Below are 15,066 nucleotides of genomic sequence, written 5' to 3'. Positions count from 1 at the left end.
TTTCTAGAAGGCCTGGCCGATTCCGGCGTAAATTCCGTAATCCGGATCATTGGGTCCGGGGTTGAGCGGGATTGCAAAATCGATGCGAAGCGGACCGAACGGGGTCTTGTAGCGAAGACCGATGCCGGCTCCGGCCTGGAACTCTGCGCCTTCGAGCGCCGTACCGGTCGAAACCGCGCCCACATCGATAAACGGCACGATACCGATCTTGTCGGTCACGCCGATGCGGACTTCCGCATTGGCTTCCATATAGGACAGCCCACCGATCGGGTCACCATTCTCATCCTTGGGTCCGATTCCCTGATAGGCATAACCGCGCACTGAACCGCCGCCGCCGGAGTAGAAACGGCGGGTCGCGGGAATGTCCGTCAGGTCGGCCCCGACGATCGAACCGCCGGCCACACGACCGGCCACGACGAAGCGTTTGGCATCATCGAGCGCGCGATAGGCCGAAGCCTCGCCCCTTGCGATGACGAAGCTATTGCCCTGATTGAACTCGTAGGCGGGCTCGATGTGAGCCAGAAGACGGAAGCCGGAGGTCGGATCCAGTTCGTCGTCGCGGCCGTCATAGACCCATTCGAGCGGGACCGAAGCCGTCAGCGTCTCCTGGTCGGTCACCAGTGAATCGGTGATCCTGGCATATTCGAGTTCGACCCCACCGGACAGCGTCTGCTTTTCGGTCAGTTTGTATTTGAGCCCCACAGCACCCGTCACGGAGAAGCTGCGATAGGCGTCCGGATTCTCCTGGTCGACGGAAAGGCGCGACGTGAAGGTGGAGGCAGGCCCGATGACCCCCGGCTTCTCGAACAGGAGCGCACCGTGATAGGTCAGGTCATCATATTCGGAGGTGCTTCCAATCCCCGAAACGGAGCCTTCGATACGCAGTTTCTCCGCGCGCCCGAACAGGTTCCGGTGTCCCCAGTAGCCTTCCAGGCCACCACCGTCGGTGGATGAGTAGGTTGCGCCGAGGCCGATATAGCGGAACTTGCGCTCGCTGACATTGACCTCGACCGGCACGGCGCCGTTGGCGTCGAGATTGTCGGCGCCCCTCACCGTGACCGCATTGAAGACCTCGAGCGCCTTGAGGCGTTTCTCGGCAGCTTCGAGTTCCCTGGGATCGTAGGTTTCGCCCGGATCGATACCGGTCATGTAGGCCACGAAATCACGGTCGACATCCTCGGTGCCCTCGACAGCCGTCGGGCCGAAGGGCGCAACCGGTCCGGCGTTGACGACGATCGTCACATCCAGCGTATCGCTATCGTGGTCGGCGACGATATTGCGGTCCTCGACCCTGGCCAGCGGGCGGCCGAGTTCGCGCATGGCGGCGACCACCTTTTCCTCGGCATTGAGCACGTTTGTCGAATAGGCGACGGCGCCCGGCTCGAGACCGTAGGCCGCGGGATCGAGCTCCGAGCCGTCCTCGCGCCGCATGACGATCTCGCCGAACCGGAACTGCGGACCGGGCTCGACGGTGAACATCACCGGGACTGGTTCGTAAGGCTTGAGGTCGGTGTCCGGGGCCAAGGTCTCAAGCGGCCGGCCGGCGAGGCTCACCTTCACCAGGCCGCTGAAGCGGCCATCCTCGTAAAGCGCGCCGACAAGTTGTTCGAAGTCTGAACGTGCCCGCGATATCAGCCCCACTGATCCCGGAACGGGTTCTTCTTCGCTGCGCTTGAGCGCGGAAGCCGATTCGAGCTTTTCGCGAAGATCCGGATCTCCGTTGCCCTGGATGTCGAAGGTCACTGTGTAATCGAGCGGATTGACGACCGGCGTTTCGTCGCCGTCCTTCTCGAAAAACTTGAAGCCGAAGATCTCGATGGCCTGCGCGGGAGCGGTCACGGATGTAAATGAGAGGACCGTCACCGCCAGAAACGCGACCGTTTTCGAGCGCAGCCGCCCACGACCGCGCGCCGGTACTATATGTGACGGCACGTTCAACATCATTCCACTCTAGCAGACACCAGTGAACGGCATCTGAACAATTCTAAAGTGGTCCGTAATGATTTGGAAAGGGTTAGCGCCCGGCGATCGATCAATTATTCCAACTTTTTCGATACACCGGGGGCCGCGCGTCAGTTATTGCGAACAACCGGATCGCCCTGCTCGGCAAGGCGCGCCAGGTCTGCGGGCTTCAACTCCACCGATTCGCCGCAGCCGCAGGCGGACGTCTGGTTCGGATTGTTGAAAACGAAACCCGAGCGAAGTCGCGTGACCTCGAAATCCATCTGCGTGCCGAGAAGGTAGAGCGTCGCCTCGGGAGCGACATAGACGGTCGCACCGTCCCGCTCGACGCGATCATCCTTGTCCCCGGCCTCGTCGACGAGGTCGACGGTGTATTCCATGCCGGCGCAGCCACCCTTCTTGATGCCCACGCGGATGCCGGTTGCCGGCTCCTTGGCGGTGTTCACGATCTGGCGGACACGCTCAGCTGCAGCGTCCGTCAGGGTCATGATTTCGAATGCCATTCTCATTCTCCTTCCGCAGGCGGGTTCAAGGTCCGCCGCTTCGAGATTGTCCAACAGTGTGGACCACCAATGTAAGGCGAGACGTGGCTGGCAGCAAGTTCCCCTGCCCGACAGCCCTCAGTACCAGCCGATGGCGACCTGTGCCTCTTCCGACATGCGATCGGGCGTCCAGGGCGGATCGAAGGTCATTTCGACCTCGACGCCGGAAACGCCTTCCACGGTCCCGACCGCGTTTTCGACCCATCCCGGCATCTCGCCTGCCACCGGACAACCGGGGGCCGTCAGGGTCATGGCGATCTTCACCGAGCGGTCATCCTCGATGTCGACCTTGTAGATCAGGCCGAGCTCGTAGATATCGGCCGGTATTTCCGGGTCATAGACGGTCTTGAGCGCCATGATGATGTCGTCGGACAGCCGGGCCAGCTCTTCCTGCGGGATCGCGGAAGCGGTGGCGGGCGCGTTGTCCTTCGCATCGTCGGCCTTCACGTCATTGGCCGGGGCCGCGTTGTCAGTCTGATCTGTTGTCGTATCACTCATGTCACACTCCGGAGGGTGGCGGATTCCGCTCGCGGGTTCAGCCGAAGAAGGCTCTTGCATTGTCGAGCGCATCGACAAGCGCGTCGACCTCGGCTCGGGTATTATATAGGCCGAAGGAGGCCCGGCAGGTAGAGGTCGCGCCGAAACGCTTCAGGAGCGGCTGGGCGCAATGGGTGCCCGCGCGTACGGCAACGCCGGCGCGGTCGATCACCATCGAGATGTCGTGGGCGTGGATACCCTCGATCTCGAAGGAGAAGATGGCTCCCTTGCCCGGCGCATCGCCGATGATACGAAGCGCATTGACCGACTTGAGCCGTTCGCGGGCATAGGACGTGAGATCGGCCTCGTGCGCCGCGATGTTCTCGCGCCCGAGGTCTTCCATGTATTTCAGCGCTGCACCGAGGCCTATGGCCTGAACGATCGGCGGCGTGCCGGCCTCGAAACGGTGCGGCGGATCGTTGTAGGTCACCTTTTCCTCGGTGACTTCCTCGATCATCTCGCCACCGCCCATGAAGGGACGCATGGATTTCAACCGATCGGTCTTGCCGTAAAGCACGCCGATACCCGAGGGACCGTAGAGCTTGTGACCGGTCACCGCGTACCAGTCGCAATCGATATCCTGCACATCGACCGGCATGTGGACCGCGGCCTGGCTGCCGTCAACGAGCACGGGAATGCCCCGCTCATGGGCGATGCGGCAGATTTCCTTGACCGGAACCACGGTGCCGAGCACGTTCGACATGTGGGTGATGGCCACGAGCCTGGTGCGCTCGCTCAGGCACTTCGTGAAGGCATCCAGATCGAAAGACCCGTCATCGGCGACAGGCGCCCAGACGAGTTTTGCACCCTGGCGCTCGCGGATGAAGTGCCACGGCACGATGTTGGAGTGGTGCTCCATGATCGAGAGCACGATCTCGTCACCCTCGCCGATATGGGGCATGCCGAAACCGTAGGCGACCGTGTTGATCGCCTCGGTGGTCGAGCGGGTGAAGATGACGTTGTCGACCGACGGCGCATTGAGGAAACCGCGCACGGTCTCGCGCGCGGCCTCGTAGGCGTCGGTTGCCGCGTTCGACAGGAAATGCAGCCCGCGATGGACGTTGGCATATTCGTTCGAATAGGCGTGCGTGATCGCGTCGATGACGGCCTGCGGCTTCTGGGCCGAGGCGCCGTTATCGAGATAGACGAGCGGCTTGCCGTAGACTTCGCGCGACAGGATCGGGAAGTCGCGGCGAACCGCCTCGACGTCGTAGCCTTGGGCTGCGGCCTGGTCAGACATGGGCATCCAGCCAGTTTTCCACACGCTCCCTGAGCGCGTCGGACAGCGCCTCGTCGTCAAGCTCGTCAAGCAGTTCCTCGACAAACCCCTTGATCAGGAGCGCACGCGCGATCTTTTCCGGCACGCCGCGGGCGGCGAGATAGAACAGATGGACGGGATCGAGATCGTCGACGGTCGCACCATGGGCGCAGACCACGTCGTCGGCAAAGATCTCGAGTTCCGGCTTGGCGTCGAATTCGCCGTCATCGGAGAGAAGCAACGAGTTGCAGGACATCTGCGCATCGGTCTTCTGGGCTTCGCGGGCCACGCGGATCTGGCCCTGGAAGGCGCCCCGCGCGCGATCGAGCACGACATTGCGAACGATCTCTTCCGAAGTCGTGTTCGGCACGACGTGACCGAGGGTCAGCGTCAGGTCCGTATGGCTCTGTCCGGCGAGCAGGTTGATCGAGCGCAGGTCGAAATGGGCGCCCTCGCCCTCGACCATGACATCGACCTCCTGACGCACCAGCTTGCCACCCATGTTGATCACATAGACGGTGAGCTTGGCGTCGGCGGCGAGCTTGGCGCGCAGTTGCGCCAGGTGCGTGTCCTCGAGCCCGCGTTCCTGGACGATGATCCAGACGAGTTCGACGCCTTCGGCGAGATCGATCTCGCTGACCGACGAGGTGAGACCGCTGGCCTCGCCGCCCGCATGGCGTTCGAGGAACGTCGCGCGCGACCCCGCCTCGGCCTCGAGACGGAAGCGGCCATGGGCCTGCCCGCCGTTCTGCACCGACTGCAGCTCCATGATCTTTTCAGGCGCAGAACCGGCTGCCAGCGTCAATGTGTAGCCGTCCATCACGAACGCACCGTTGAGGCGGCCGATCACGTCGTCCTCGCGCAGCGGAGCAAGGCTTTCCGTCGCGGTACCTCCGGACAGAGCGTCGCGGAACGAAGCCACTTTCAGGCCCTCGATCTCGCGGGGCTCGACATAGCGGCCGCCAATCAGGGGCAGGACATGGGAACCGGCGAGAACCGGATCGATCTCGTCGGCTGTCTCGCCCGGCAGATGGTCGGGAACCGCGCGCAGCAGCGTGCGCAGGTCGGTATAGTGCCAGGCCTCGATACGGCGCGAGGGCAGCCCCTTGTCGCCGAAATCGGCCATCAGCCGATCGCGCCTGGCGGTGACAGCGCTGTCGCCGGGCAGTTCGGAGACGAGAGCGTCGAACGCATCCATCAGTCCCTGTTCCGCCGGCGTGCGCTGGATCTTTGCTTGCATGTTCATGTCAATCTTTCCGATCGTTGAGCCTCAGGCCGCCGCGTCGATGATGTCGGCGTAGCCGTTGGCTTCCAGTTCGGCGGCAAGTTCCTTGTCGCCCGAGCGGATGACCTGGCCCTTGTAGAGGACGTGAACGCTGTCGGGCACGATATGCTCGAGAAGGCGCTGGTAGTGGGTGATGACGATGATGGCGCGGTCGGGCGAACGCAGCGCGTTTACACCGTCGGACACGATCTTCAGCGCATCGATGTCGAGGCCGGAATCGGTTTCGTCGAGAACGCAGAGCTTCGGCTCGAGAAGCTTCATCTGCAGGATCTCGGCGCGCTTCTTCTCACCACCGGAGAAACCGACATTGAGCGGCCGCTTGAGCATGTCCGGATCGATCTTCAGCTCGCCCGCCTTTTCCTTGACCAGACGCATGAAGTCCGGGGTCTTCAGCTCTTCCTCGCCACGGGCCTTGCGCTGCTCGTTGATGGCGACCTTGAGGAACTGCATGGTTGCGACACCGGGAATTTCGACCGGGTACTGGAAAGCGAGGAAAACGCCCTTGGCGGCGCGTTCAGACGGGTCCAGTTCGAGGATGGATTCGCCGTTGTAGAGAATGTCGCCCTCGGTGACCTCATAGTCCTCGCGGCCGGCGAGGATGTAGGACAGCGTCGACTTGCCGGAGCCGTTGGGGCCCATGATGGCGGCGACTTCACCGGCTTTGACGGTGAGGTTCAGGCCGCGAATGATCTCGGTGCCGCTTTCGGCGATACGGGCGTGAAGGTTCCTGATTTCAAGCATGATCAACGATCCTGACAGTTTGGCGCCACGGGCGCGCATTTCTCTTCAATTCAAAAGCCGAGAAGCTGGTGGAGGAAGGGCAGAAGTGCCGCCGAAACGGCACCTGTTGCAATTCCGATACCGGCCTTTGCCGCCTTCGAGATCGGCGGTGCATAGGCGGCAAGTCCACCGCAAACCACGGCGTAGTAAACCAGATTGACCGGATCCATCTTCACCCTCCTGAACCATCCACGTTTCCGACAATATAGCCGATACGGAATGCGGGAGGGAGACGGTCCGGCAGGCCCGGCGAATACCGCCGGACCGAATGATCAGCCGACAGAGCCTTCCAGCGAGATCCCGATCAGCTTCTGGGCTTCGACGGCGAATTCCATCGGCAGCTGCTGGATGACGTCCTTGACGAAGCCGTTGACGATCAGTGCGATCGCCTCTTCCTCGGGAATGCCGCGGGCCAGGCAGTAGAACAGCTGGTCCTCGGAAATCTTCGAGGTGGTCGCCTCGTGCTCGAACTGCGCGGACGCGTTCTTCGCCTCGATATAGGGCACCGTATGGGCACCGCAGCGGTCACCGATCAGAAGCGAGTCGCACTGGGTGAAGTTGCGGGCATTGGCAGCCTTGCGATGGGCAGAAACCTGGCCGCGATAGGTGTTGTTCGAATTCCCGGCGGAAATGCCCTTCGAGATGATGCGGCTCGAGGTGTTCTTGCCGAGATGGATCATCTTGGTGCCGGAATCGATCTGCTGGTAACCGTTGGACACGGCGATCGAGTAGAACTCGCCCTGGCTCTCGTCGCCGCGCAGGATGCAGGATGGATATTTCCAGGTGATCGCCGAACCGGTCTCGACCTGGGTCCAGGAGATCTTGGAACGGTCGCCACGGCAATCGCCACGCTTGGTGACGAAATTGTAGATGCCGCCCTTGCCTTCCTTGTCGCCCGGGAACCAGTTCTGCACGGTCGAATACTTGATCTCGGCATCATCGAGCGCGACGAGTTCGACGACGGCCGCATGCAGCTGGTTCTCGTCGCGCTGCGGCGCGGTGCAGCCCTCGAGATAGGAGACGTACGCCCCCTCCTCCGCAATGATCAGCGTGCGCTCGAACTGGCCGGTGTTCTTTTCGTTGATGCGGAAATAGGTCGACAGTTCCATCGGGCAGCGGACGCCCTTGGGAACGAAGACGAAAGAGCCGTCGGTAAAGACCGCCGAATTGAGCGTGGCGTAATAATTGTCCGACTGCGGGACGACCGAGCCGAGATACTTCTTCACCAGTTCCGGATATTCGCGGATGGCTTCCGAGATCGACATGAAGATCACGCCGGCCGCCGCCAGTTCCTTCTTGAACGTGGTGACGACCGAAACGGAATCGAACACGGCATCGACGGCGATCTTGGACTGCTGGACGCCGGCCAGGATTTCCTGCTCGCGCAGCGGAATGCCGAGCTTCTCATAGGTCGCCAGAAGCTCCGGATCGACCTCGTCGATGGTCTTGGGACCGCTCGTGCCCTTGGGCGCCGCATAATAGTAGATGTCGTTGAAGTCGATCTTCGGATATTCGACGCGCGCCCAGTCCGGCTCTTCCATGGTCAGCCAGCGCTCATAGGCAGCCAGGCGCCATTCGAGCATCCATTCGGGCTCGTCCTTCTTGGCGGAAATGAAGCGGATGATGTCTTCCGACAGGCCCTTCGGCGCCTTGTCGGTTTCGATCATGGTCTCGAACCCGTACTTGTACTGGTCGACGTCGATGCTGCGGACCTGATCGATCGTTTCCTGCACTGCAGGCATTGGCGTACTCCAATCTCACCGGTTCAAGGCCGGGCGGCTTGCTCGCTCGTGGCGGACCTGGCGTCCGGGCCGTCACAGGCGTTACTTATGGTGCCTTCGGGCAGGTTGCCAGACATTCCGGCAGAAAAACTGGATATTTCCAGTCCTGTTTACCCTCAGGCGGCGTTTTGTCCCGCAAGCCGGGATAGCCGGCGGGCATTGAGCTTCTCGAACGCCTTCTGGAAGGCGATCACATCCTCTTGTTGCGTTCCCGGACCGAGGCTGATGCGCACGGCGCCGAGATCGGCGTCCGCGCCCATGGCCTTGAGCACATGGCTCACGCCCACCTTTCCGGACGAGCAGGCCGAGCCGGCGGAAACGGCGACGCCTTCCATGTCGAAGGCGATCTGGGCCGTCTCGGCCTTCAGACCCGGCAGCGAGACATAGCTGGTATTGGCCAGCCGCTCCACGCGCGCGCCGTGAAAGACGACGTCGGGAGCCGTCTGCCGCATCCAGGCCTCGAGCATGTCGCGGCGGGAAGCGAGATCGGGCATGGCCGGAAGCGCTTCGATCGCGGCCTCGGCAGCGGCCCCGAAGCCCGCAATGCCCGGCAGATTCTCGGTTCCGGCACGATGGCTCTTTTCCTGACCGCCGCCATGAATGAGCGGCGCGGGCATGAATGTCTCGCCGCGGCTGACCAGCGCACCGATCCCCTTGGGGCCGCCGATCTTGTGGGCGGAGACGAACAGGAAATCGGCGCCGAGCGCTTCGATGTCGATCGGCAGACGCCCGGCGGCCTGCACGGCATCGACAACCATCACGCCGCCGGCCGAATGAACGATGTCCGCCATCCGGCGCACCGGCTGGACAACACCGGTCTCGCTGTTGGCGAGCTGCAGGGCGAGCATGAACTGCCCTTCTCCGCGTCCGGCGATGGCCGTACGAGCAGCCTCGAGGTCGATCACGCCATCTGCATCGACCGCCAGCGTCCTGACGGCCTCGGCGGGAAAACGTCCACCGCGCAGCACACAGGGATGTTCGGTCGCGCCGATGAAAAGCGTCTCGATCCGCACCGACGCGCGGCCCATGCGGTAGTCGGGTGTCAGCACATGGCAGGCCGCTTCCGTGGCGCCGGACGTCAAGATGACATTGGCCGGCGCGGCACCGCAAAGACGGGCGACGGCCTCGCGGGCTCTGGCGACCACTTCACGTGCAGCACGGCCTTCTGCATGGACCGACGAGGGATTGCCCGGCATGTCGAGTGCCGCGACCATGGCCTCGCGCGCGGCCGGCAAAAGCGGCGCGGTGGCATTATAGTCGAGGTAAGCTCGCTGCCTGTCCATTGTCCTCTAGCGTTCCATGGGGTCCGGCGGGGCGGTTCCGGCCGGACAGATTCGCATTTTTCTTGAATTTTCCGACCCCGATGTCCTATGACACCAGCGATCCATCGAAACCACACAGTTTCGAACAATTCTAAACTAGGTTTAGGGAGCGCAAGCGTTCCCGTCAAGACCGCAGGGCCCCCCCGGCCCAACCGATCCCGCGGTCTTTTCCGCGCATCCAGGAGTACAGATGCCCGAAGTCATTTTCAACGGACCCGCCGGACGCCTTGAAGGCCGCTACCAGCCGGGCAAGGAAAAGAACGCCCCGATCGCCATCATCCTGCACCCGCATCCGCAGTTCGGCGGCACGATGAACAACCAGATCATCTACCAGCTGTTCTACATGTTCCAGGAGCGCGGTTTCACCACGCTGCGGTTCAACTTCCGCTCCATCGGCCGCAGCCAGGGCGAATTCGACCACGGCTCGGGTGAATTGTCGGACGCCGCGGCGGCTCTCGACTGGGTGCAGAGCCTGCATCCGGATTCGAAGAACTGCTGGGTCGCCGGCTATTCCTTCGGCGCCTGGATCGGCATGCAGCTTCTCATGCGCCGCCCGGAAATCGAAGGTTTCATCTCGGTTGCGCCGCAGCCCAACACCTACGACTTCTCGTTCCTCGCCCCCTGCCCCTCCTCCGGCCTGATCATTCACGGCTCGGCGGACCGCGTGGCGCCGGAAAAGGACGTCAACGGCCTGGTCGAGAAGCTCAAGCTGCAGAAGGGCATCCTGATCACCCAGAAGATGGTGCCGGACGCCAACCACTTCTTCACCAACAAGATCGACGAGCTCATCGGCGAGTGCGAGGACTATCTCGACCGCCGCCTCAACGGCGAACTGGTCCCGGACGCGGCACCCAAGAAGCTGAAATAGGGTTCTGCCGGACCCGATGCTGAAAAAGGCGGGCTCCGGCCCGCCTTTTTTTTTTCATGTCCGGGCGCTCTTTTGTGCCATCAGAAAGTTGCGGCCGCCCGTCGCCATGTCTCCGGGCACGAGATCGACGACCTCGATGGCCTCAGCCGTGGCTTTTCAGGTCGAACGCCACCACCTTGCCGTCCTGCAGCGTCACGCAGCGGTCCATCAGGCTCGCCAGCTCGTGATTGTGGGTGGCGATCATGGCGGACAGGCCCGACTGACGGACGAGCGCATCGAGCGCCTCGAAGACATAACCGGCCGTCTCGGGGTCGAGATTGCCGGTCGGCTCGTCGGCCAGAAGCAGGCTCGGGGCATTGGCGACCGCGCGCGCAATCGCCACGCGCTGCTGCTCACCGCCGGACAGTTCCGCCGGACGGTGCTCGCCGCGATGGCCGATGCGCATGTAATCGAGAAGCTGCGCGGCGCGCTCCTTCGCCTCTTGCGTCGACAGGCCGGCGATCATCTGCGGCATCATGATATTCTCGAGCGCCGAGAATTCCGGCAGCAGATGGTGAAACTGGTAGACGAAACCGATCTCGGAACGGCGAACGGCCGTGCGCTCCATGTCGCCCAGATGCTCGCAGGCGCGGCCCGAGACGATCACCTCGCCTTCATCGGGATGTTCGAGTAGGCCTGCAATCTGCAACAGCGTCGACTTGCCGGTACCCGACGGGGCAACGAGCGCCACGGTTTCTCCCGCCTTCAGCGTGAAATCGGCGCCATCGAGAATGACCAGATCACGCTCGCCCTGCAGGAAGTGACGACCGACTTTTTTCAGTTCGAGTACGTTCGAGGATGTCAAACGCCGCTCCTATTCGTATCTGAGAGCCTGCACCGGATCGAGCCGCGAGGCGCGCCAGGAGGGGATGAGGGTGGCGATGAAAGACAGTCCAAGCGCTACGAAAAGCACGGTCAGCGTCTCACCGGTTTCCATGTCCGCCGGTAACTGGCTGAGGAAATAGAGTTCCGGATCGAAGATCACGGTGCCCGACACCCAGGAGAAGAACTGCCGGATGCTTTCGATATTGAGGCAGACGATGACGCCGAGCAGGAAGCCCGCGAATGTGCCCGCCACGCCGATCGCAGCGCCCGTCATGAAGAAAATCCGCATGATGGACGATGACGTCGCCCCCATCGTCCGCAAGATCGCGATGTCGCGCCCCTTGTCCTTGACCAGCATGATGAGGCCGGAGACGATGTTGAGCGCGGCCACCAGGATGATCAGCGTCAGGATCAGGAACATCACATTGCGCTCGACCTGCAGCGCGTTGAAGAAGGTTCGGTTGCGCTGCCGCCAGTCGGTGATGAAGATCTGCCGTCCTGCCGCCGCCTCGATCCTGCCGCGCATCTCGTCCACATTGTCGGGATTGTCGATCATGATCTCGATCGACTGCACGGTGCCTTCGGAGTTGAAGTAGAGCTGGGCTTCCTCGAGCGGCATGTAGATGATCGTGGCGTCGTACTCGCTCATCCCCACCTCGAAGATGGCCGAGACCGGATAGCCTTTCACCCGTGGCGTGGTGCCGAAGGGCGTGACGTCCCCATCCGGCGCTATCAGCGTGATCGTGTCGCCGACGGAGAGTCCCAGGCTTTCGGCCATGCGCGAACCGAGTGCGACCCCCTCGCCGGTGGCGAAGCCCACGAGGTCGCCGGTCTGGATGTTGCCGGAGACCATCTTCAGCTGTTCGAGATCGTCGGCCCGGATGCCGCGCACATAGGCGCCGGTGCCCGCACCGCCCTGCCCGGAGGCAAGCGTCTGGCCTTCGACCAGCGGAATGGCTTCGACGACGCCGTCGACCGCCGAAAACTTCCTGGCGAGTTCCGCATAGTCGTTGAACGGCTGATCGATCGGCTGGACGATCATGTGGCCGTTGACGCCGAGGATACGATCGATCAGCTGGGTGCGGAAACCGTTCATCACCGCCATGACGATGATCAGGGTGGCCACGCCGAGCATGATGCCGACGAAGGAGAACCCGGCGATGACCGAGATGAAAGCCTCCTTGCGCCGGGCACGCAGATAGCGCCAGGCGACGAGACGTTCGAAAGCCGAGAACGGCCGCGCGGGTTCGGACAGCGGCCGGGCGCCGGTGTCGTCAGCTGAAGTGGTCGTATCGGTCATGCGGTCTCCTCGCCCGTCCCCCCGAAGCGGCTCAGGCGGCAAAACGGTTGATAGCGGCCTCGATGGTGAGTGTTTCGCGCTCACCGGTCTTGCGGTTCTTGATCTCGACATTGCCTTCGGCAACGGCGCGCGGACCGGCGATCACCTGCCACGGCAGGCCGATCAGGTCGGCGGTCGCAAACTTCACACCGGCGCGCTCGTCGCGGTCGTCGTGCAGGAAGTCGATGCCGGCATTGGAGAGCGCCGTTTCGATCTTCTCGCAGGCCGCATCGCAAGCCGCATCGCCGGGCTTCATGTTGATGAGGCCGACCTGGAAGGGGGCGACGCTTTCCGGCCAGATGATGCCGGCTTCATCATGCGAGGCCTCGATGATGGCGGCCAGCAGACGCGACGGACCAATACCGTAGGACCCCATCGAGACGAAATGCTGCTTGCCGTCGGGACCCTGAACCGCTGCGCCCATGGGCTCGGAATATTTGGTGCCGAAATGGAAGATGTGGCCGACTTCGATGCCACGGGCCGACACCTTGGTATCGTCGCCGAGCGCCTTCCAGGCGTCCTGGGCCCATTCTTCCTTTTCCATGATCTCGTCGGTGGCCGCGAAAGGCGTCGTCCACTTCTCGACGATCGACGCCATGACGGCATCGTCCTGATAATCGACATCGGCCGGAGGCACGTCGAAGCGCTCGAAATCGCGGTGACAGAAGACTTCCGATTCACCCGTTTCGGCGAGAATGATGAATTCGTGGCTGAGATTGCCGCCAATCGGGCCGGTATCGGCGCGCATCGGGATCGACTTCAGGCCGCAGCGGTCGAAGGTGCGGAGATAGGAGACGAACATGCGGTTATAGGCAGCCTTCGAGGCCTCGTAGTCGAGGTCGAAGGAATAGGCGTCCTTCATCAGGAACTCGCGGCCGCGCATCACGCCGAAACGCGGGCGGCGCTCGTCGCGGAACTTCCACTGGATATGGTAGAGGTTGAGCGGCAGGTCCTTGTAGGACTTCACATAGGACCGGAAGATATCGGTGACCATTTCCTCGTTGGTCGGGCCGAAGAGCATCTCGCGCTCCATCCGATCCTCGATGCGCAGCATCTCCTTGCCGTAGTCGTCATACCTGCCGCTCTCACGCCAGAGCTCGGCGGATTGGATGGTCGGCATCAGGATCTCGACAGCCCCTGCCCGGTTCTGCTCCTCGCGGACGATATCGCAGATCTTGTCGAGCGCGATCTTGCCGAGCGGCAGCCAGGAATAGATACCGGCTGACTGCTGCTTGATCATGCCCGCCCGCGTCATCAGGCGGTGCGAGACGATCTCGGCTTCACGGGGGCTCTCCTTCAGGATGGGGAGAAAGAATTTCGACAGGCGCATCGGGATACTCTTCGTTTGGCTAACGGCGTGCGGGCCGATTGGGGCAAAATGCGGGCCGCACCCGAAATCACCGGTCGCGAAAGTTCATCTTCCAGAGCAATTTCCAAACAAAGACGAAGACTTGCGCGAGTCGGCAGGGAAGCCGCATCGTTGCAGCGTTTCTAGCCGCTTCCCAAAGCAAAGGAAACCCGGCGATGATGCAGGACCGGACGCTCATCGCAATGTGACAGAAAATCGTCATCTCCAAGAAAATCCCCCCACAAAATGAGTGACAAGTCGCCGCAGATGCGTTAGCACTATGGCCATAAATGAGGCATCCCCACCAAGGAGGTGCCCAATTCGCGGTCATATGTCTTGGGAGGATAAGATCTTAGGCGCGCCGAAAGACGCAGCCCCCGCTTCAGGGAAAAAGATCACGCGATAACTTAAACAAGGCTTCAGGCCTTGTTTTTTTTTGCTTTCACGGAAATTGGCGGCCAGACGAGAAACCGGATGCGCTATGCGAAATCCGGGAAAAGCGCCATGACGTCGTGGATCGAATAGCCCATATACTCGGTCAGCGTCATGTAGACCGCGAACACGATGGCCGATACCACGGTCGTGCGCAGCACCACCTTCCACAGGCTGAAATTGGCGGGCGCACTGGAAACCGTCCCAAGCGTCACCTCGGCCTCGTCATCCTGCGAGCGATGTCCGAACGGCAGGACGACGAACAGCATCAGCCACCAGATGATGAAATAAATTGCAAAACCGGTTCCGAAACTCATTTCCGGGCTCCGTCAGTTGGCCTGCTCGAGTTCGACGAGCGTACCGTTGAAATCCTTCGGGTGCAGGAAAAGCACCGGCTTGCCATGCGCCCCGGTCTTCGGCTCGCCGTTGCCGAGCACGCGAGCCCCGGATTGCTTCAGCCGGTCCCGCGCCGCCAGGATGTCGTCGACCTCGTAACAGACGTGGTGAATGCCGCCCGAAGGGCTGCGTTCGAGGAAGGCGTTGATCGGCGAATCCGCGCCAAGCGGCTCCAGGAGTTCGATCTTCGTGTTGGGAAGCTCGACGAAGACCACCGTAACCCCGTGTTCGGGAAGTTGCTGCGGCGCCGATACCGTGGCCCCGAGCGGCCCGGCATACTGGGCCACAGCCGCCTTGAGATCGGGTACGGCGATGGCCACGTGATTGAGACGTCCGAGCATGGCGACACTCC

General features: G+C 62.2%; 15 protein-coding genes. 1 reads left to right on the top strand and 14 read right to left on the bottom strand.

The window, feature by feature from the left end:
* Positions 1 to 3: 3 nt before the first annotated feature.
* The 9 genes from E2A64_RS08575 to E2A64_RS08540 all read right to left on the bottom strand — a co-directional run bounded on the left by E2A64_RS08575 (position 4) and on the right by E2A64_RS08540 (position 9,428).
* Entirely contained in the window at positions 4 to 1,932 is a 1,929-nt protein-coding gene (locus tag E2A64_RS08575) for an autotransporter assembly complex protein TamA (protein ID WP_244598234.1), read from the bottom strand.
* A 140-nt stretch (positions 1,933 to 2,072) separates the two neighbouring features.
* Positions 2,073 to 2,465: a Fe-S cluster assembly scaffold SufA gene (sufA, locus tag E2A64_RS08570; protein WP_133283949.1), complete on the bottom strand. Its 393-nt coding sequence runs from the start codon at positions 2,463 to 2,465 to the stop codon at positions 2,073 to 2,075.
* A gap of 117 nt (positions 2,466 to 2,582) precedes the next feature.
* Complete coding sequence (locus tag E2A64_RS08565; RefSeq protein ID WP_244598187.1) at positions 2,583 to 3,002, bottom strand: SUF system Fe-S cluster assembly protein; 420 nt, start codon at positions 3,000 to 3,002, stop codon at positions 2,583 to 2,585.
* Positions 3,003 to 3,039: 37 nt separating this feature from the next.
* On the bottom strand, positions 3,040 to 4,287 hold the full coding sequence (locus E2A64_RS08560; protein WP_133283948.1) for a cysteine desulfurase: 1,248 nt from the start codon (positions 4,285 to 4,287) through the stop codon (positions 3,040 to 3,042).
* Complete coding sequence (gene sufD, locus E2A64_RS08555) at positions 4,274 to 5,545, bottom strand: Fe-S cluster assembly protein SufD (protein ID WP_133283947.1); 1,272 nt, start codon at positions 5,543 to 5,545, stop codon at positions 4,274 to 4,276. The genes E2A64_RS08560 and sufD overlap by 14 nt, the downstream gene beginning before the upstream one ends.
* A 24-nt stretch (positions 5,546 to 5,569) precedes the next feature.
* Complete coding sequence (gene sufC / locus E2A64_RS08550) at positions 5,570 to 6,325, bottom strand: Fe-S cluster assembly ATPase SufC (RefSeq protein WP_133283946.1); 756 nt, start codon at positions 6,323 to 6,325, stop codon at positions 5,570 to 5,572.
* A 50-nt stretch (positions 6,326 to 6,375) separates the two neighbouring features.
* Positions 6,376 to 6,534, bottom strand: a complete 159-nt coding sequence (locus tag E2A64_RS17815) for a hypothetical protein (RefSeq protein ID WP_158285720.1) — start codon at positions 6,532 to 6,534, stop codon at positions 6,376 to 6,378.
* A 102-nt stretch (positions 6,535 to 6,636) separates the two neighbouring features.
* Positions 6,637 to 8,106 carry a Fe-S cluster assembly protein SufB gene (sufB, locus tag E2A64_RS08545; protein WP_133283945.1) on the bottom strand — a complete coding sequence of 490 codons (1,470 nt, stop codon included), beginning with the start codon at positions 8,104 to 8,106 and terminating at the stop codon, positions 6,637 to 6,639.
* Between the two features lie 155 nt (positions 8,107 to 8,261).
* Positions 8,262 to 9,428: a cysteine desulfurase family protein gene (locus E2A64_RS08540; protein WP_133283944.1), complete on the bottom strand. Its 1,167-nt coding sequence runs from the start codon at positions 9,426 to 9,428 to the stop codon at positions 8,262 to 8,264.
* 229 nt (positions 9,429 to 9,657) lie between these two features.
* Between E2A64_RS08540 and E2A64_RS08535 the strand changes: the two genes are divergently transcribed.
* Positions 9,658 to 10,335 (top strand): alpha/beta hydrolase, encoded by a 678-nt coding sequence (locus E2A64_RS08535; RefSeq protein WP_133283943.1) that lies wholly within the window; start codon positions 9,658 to 9,660, stop codon positions 10,333 to 10,335.
* 142 nt (positions 10,336 to 10,477) lie between these two features.
* Here the strand turns inward: E2A64_RS08535 and E2A64_RS08530 are convergent, their stop codons facing one another.
* The 5 genes from E2A64_RS08530 to mce all read right to left on the bottom strand — a co-directional run bounded on the left by E2A64_RS08530 (position 10,478) and on the right by mce (position 15,055).
* Complete coding sequence (locus tag E2A64_RS08530) at positions 10,478 to 11,155, bottom strand: ABC transporter ATP-binding protein (RefSeq protein WP_428977470.1); 678 nt, start codon at positions 11,153 to 11,155, stop codon at positions 10,478 to 10,480.
* A 33-nt stretch (positions 11,156 to 11,188) separates the two neighbouring features.
* Positions 11,189 to 12,499, bottom strand: coding sequence for a lipoprotein-releasing ABC transporter permease subunit (locus tag E2A64_RS08525; RefSeq protein ID WP_133283941.1), 1,311 nt, complete (start codon positions 12,497 to 12,499; stop codon positions 11,189 to 11,191).
* A 31-nt stretch (positions 12,500 to 12,530) separates the two neighbouring features.
* The gene (gene proS, locus E2A64_RS08520) at positions 12,531 to 13,868 is read right to left on the bottom strand and encodes a proline--tRNA ligase (protein WP_133283940.1); all 1,338 of its coding nucleotides are present in this window, start codon (positions 13,866 to 13,868) and stop codon (positions 12,531 to 12,533) included.
* Between the two features lie 497 nt (positions 13,869 to 14,365).
* Positions 14,366 to 14,635 carry a DUF1467 family protein gene (locus E2A64_RS08515; protein ID WP_133283939.1) on the bottom strand — a complete coding sequence of 90 codons (270 nt, stop codon included), beginning with the start codon at positions 14,633 to 14,635 and terminating at the stop codon, positions 14,366 to 14,368.
* Between the two features lie 12 nt (positions 14,636 to 14,647).
* On the bottom strand, positions 14,648 to 15,055 hold the full coding sequence (gene mce, locus E2A64_RS08510) for a methylmalonyl-CoA epimerase (RefSeq protein ID WP_133283938.1): 408 nt from the start codon (positions 15,053 to 15,055) through the stop codon (positions 14,648 to 14,650).
* Positions 15,056 to 15,066 lie beyond the last annotated feature (11 nt).

Source organism: Pseudohoeflea suaedae, assembly GCF_004354915.1.
Classification (GTDB): Bacteria; Pseudomonadota; Alphaproteobacteria; order Rhizobiales; family Rhizobiaceae; genus Pseudohoeflea; species Pseudohoeflea suaedae.
The sequence above is the reverse complement of the archived record's forward strand: the minus strand, read 5'-3'. Positions and strand labels throughout refer to the sequence as shown.

What these genes read in the sequence shown, in the direction of transcription:
- sufA (WP_133283949.1), bottom strand. Translation starts at nt 2,465, where the DNA reads ATGGCATTCGAAATCATGACCCTGACGGACGCTGCAGCTGAGCGTGTC.
- sufB (WP_133283945.1), bottom strand. Translation starts at nt 8,106, where the DNA reads ATGCCTGCAGTGCAGGAAACGATCGATCAGGTCCGCAGCATCGACGTC.
- E2A64_RS08525 (WP_133283941.1), bottom strand. Translation starts at nt 12,499, where the DNA reads ATGACCGATACGACCACTTCAGCTGACGACACCGGCGCCCGGCCGCTG.
- E2A64_RS08540 (WP_133283944.1), bottom strand. Translation starts at nt 9,428, where the DNA reads ATGGACAGGCAGCGAGCTTACCTCGACTATAATGCCACCGCGCCGCTT.
- E2A64_RS08560 (WP_133283948.1), bottom strand. Translation starts at nt 4,287, where the DNA reads ATGCCCATGTCTGACCAGGCCGCAGCCCAAGGCTACGACGTCGAGGCG.
- sufC (WP_133283946.1), bottom strand. Translation starts at nt 6,325, where the DNA reads ATGCTTGAAATCAGGAACCTTCACGCCCGTATCGCCGAAAGCGGCACC.
- E2A64_RS08565 (WP_244598187.1), bottom strand. Translation starts at nt 3,002, where the DNA reads ATGAGTGATACGACAACAGATCAGACTGACAACGCGGCCCCGGCCAAT.
- E2A64_RS08515 (WP_133283939.1), bottom strand. Translation starts at nt 14,635, where the DNA reads ATGAGTTTCGGAACCGGTTTTGCAATTTATTTCATCATCTGGTGGCTG.
- sufD (WP_133283947.1), bottom strand. Translation starts at nt 5,545, where the DNA reads ATGAACATGCAAGCAAAGATCCAGCGCACGCCGGCGGAACAGGGACTG.
- E2A64_RS17815 (WP_158285720.1), bottom strand. Translation starts at nt 6,534, where the DNA reads ATGGATCCGGTCAATCTGGTTTACTACGCCGTGGTTTGCGGTGGACTT.
- mce (WP_133283938.1), bottom strand. Translation starts at nt 15,055, where the DNA reads ATGCTCGGACGTCTCAATCACGTGGCCATCGCCGTACCCGATCTCAAG.
- E2A64_RS08535 (WP_133283943.1), top strand. Translation starts at nt 9,658, where the DNA reads ATGCCCGAAGTCATTTTCAACGGACCCGCCGGACGCCTTGAAGGCCGC.
- proS (WP_133283940.1), bottom strand. Translation starts at nt 13,868, where the DNA reads ATGCGCCTGTCGAAATTCTTTCTCCCCATCCTGAAGGAGAGCCCCCGT.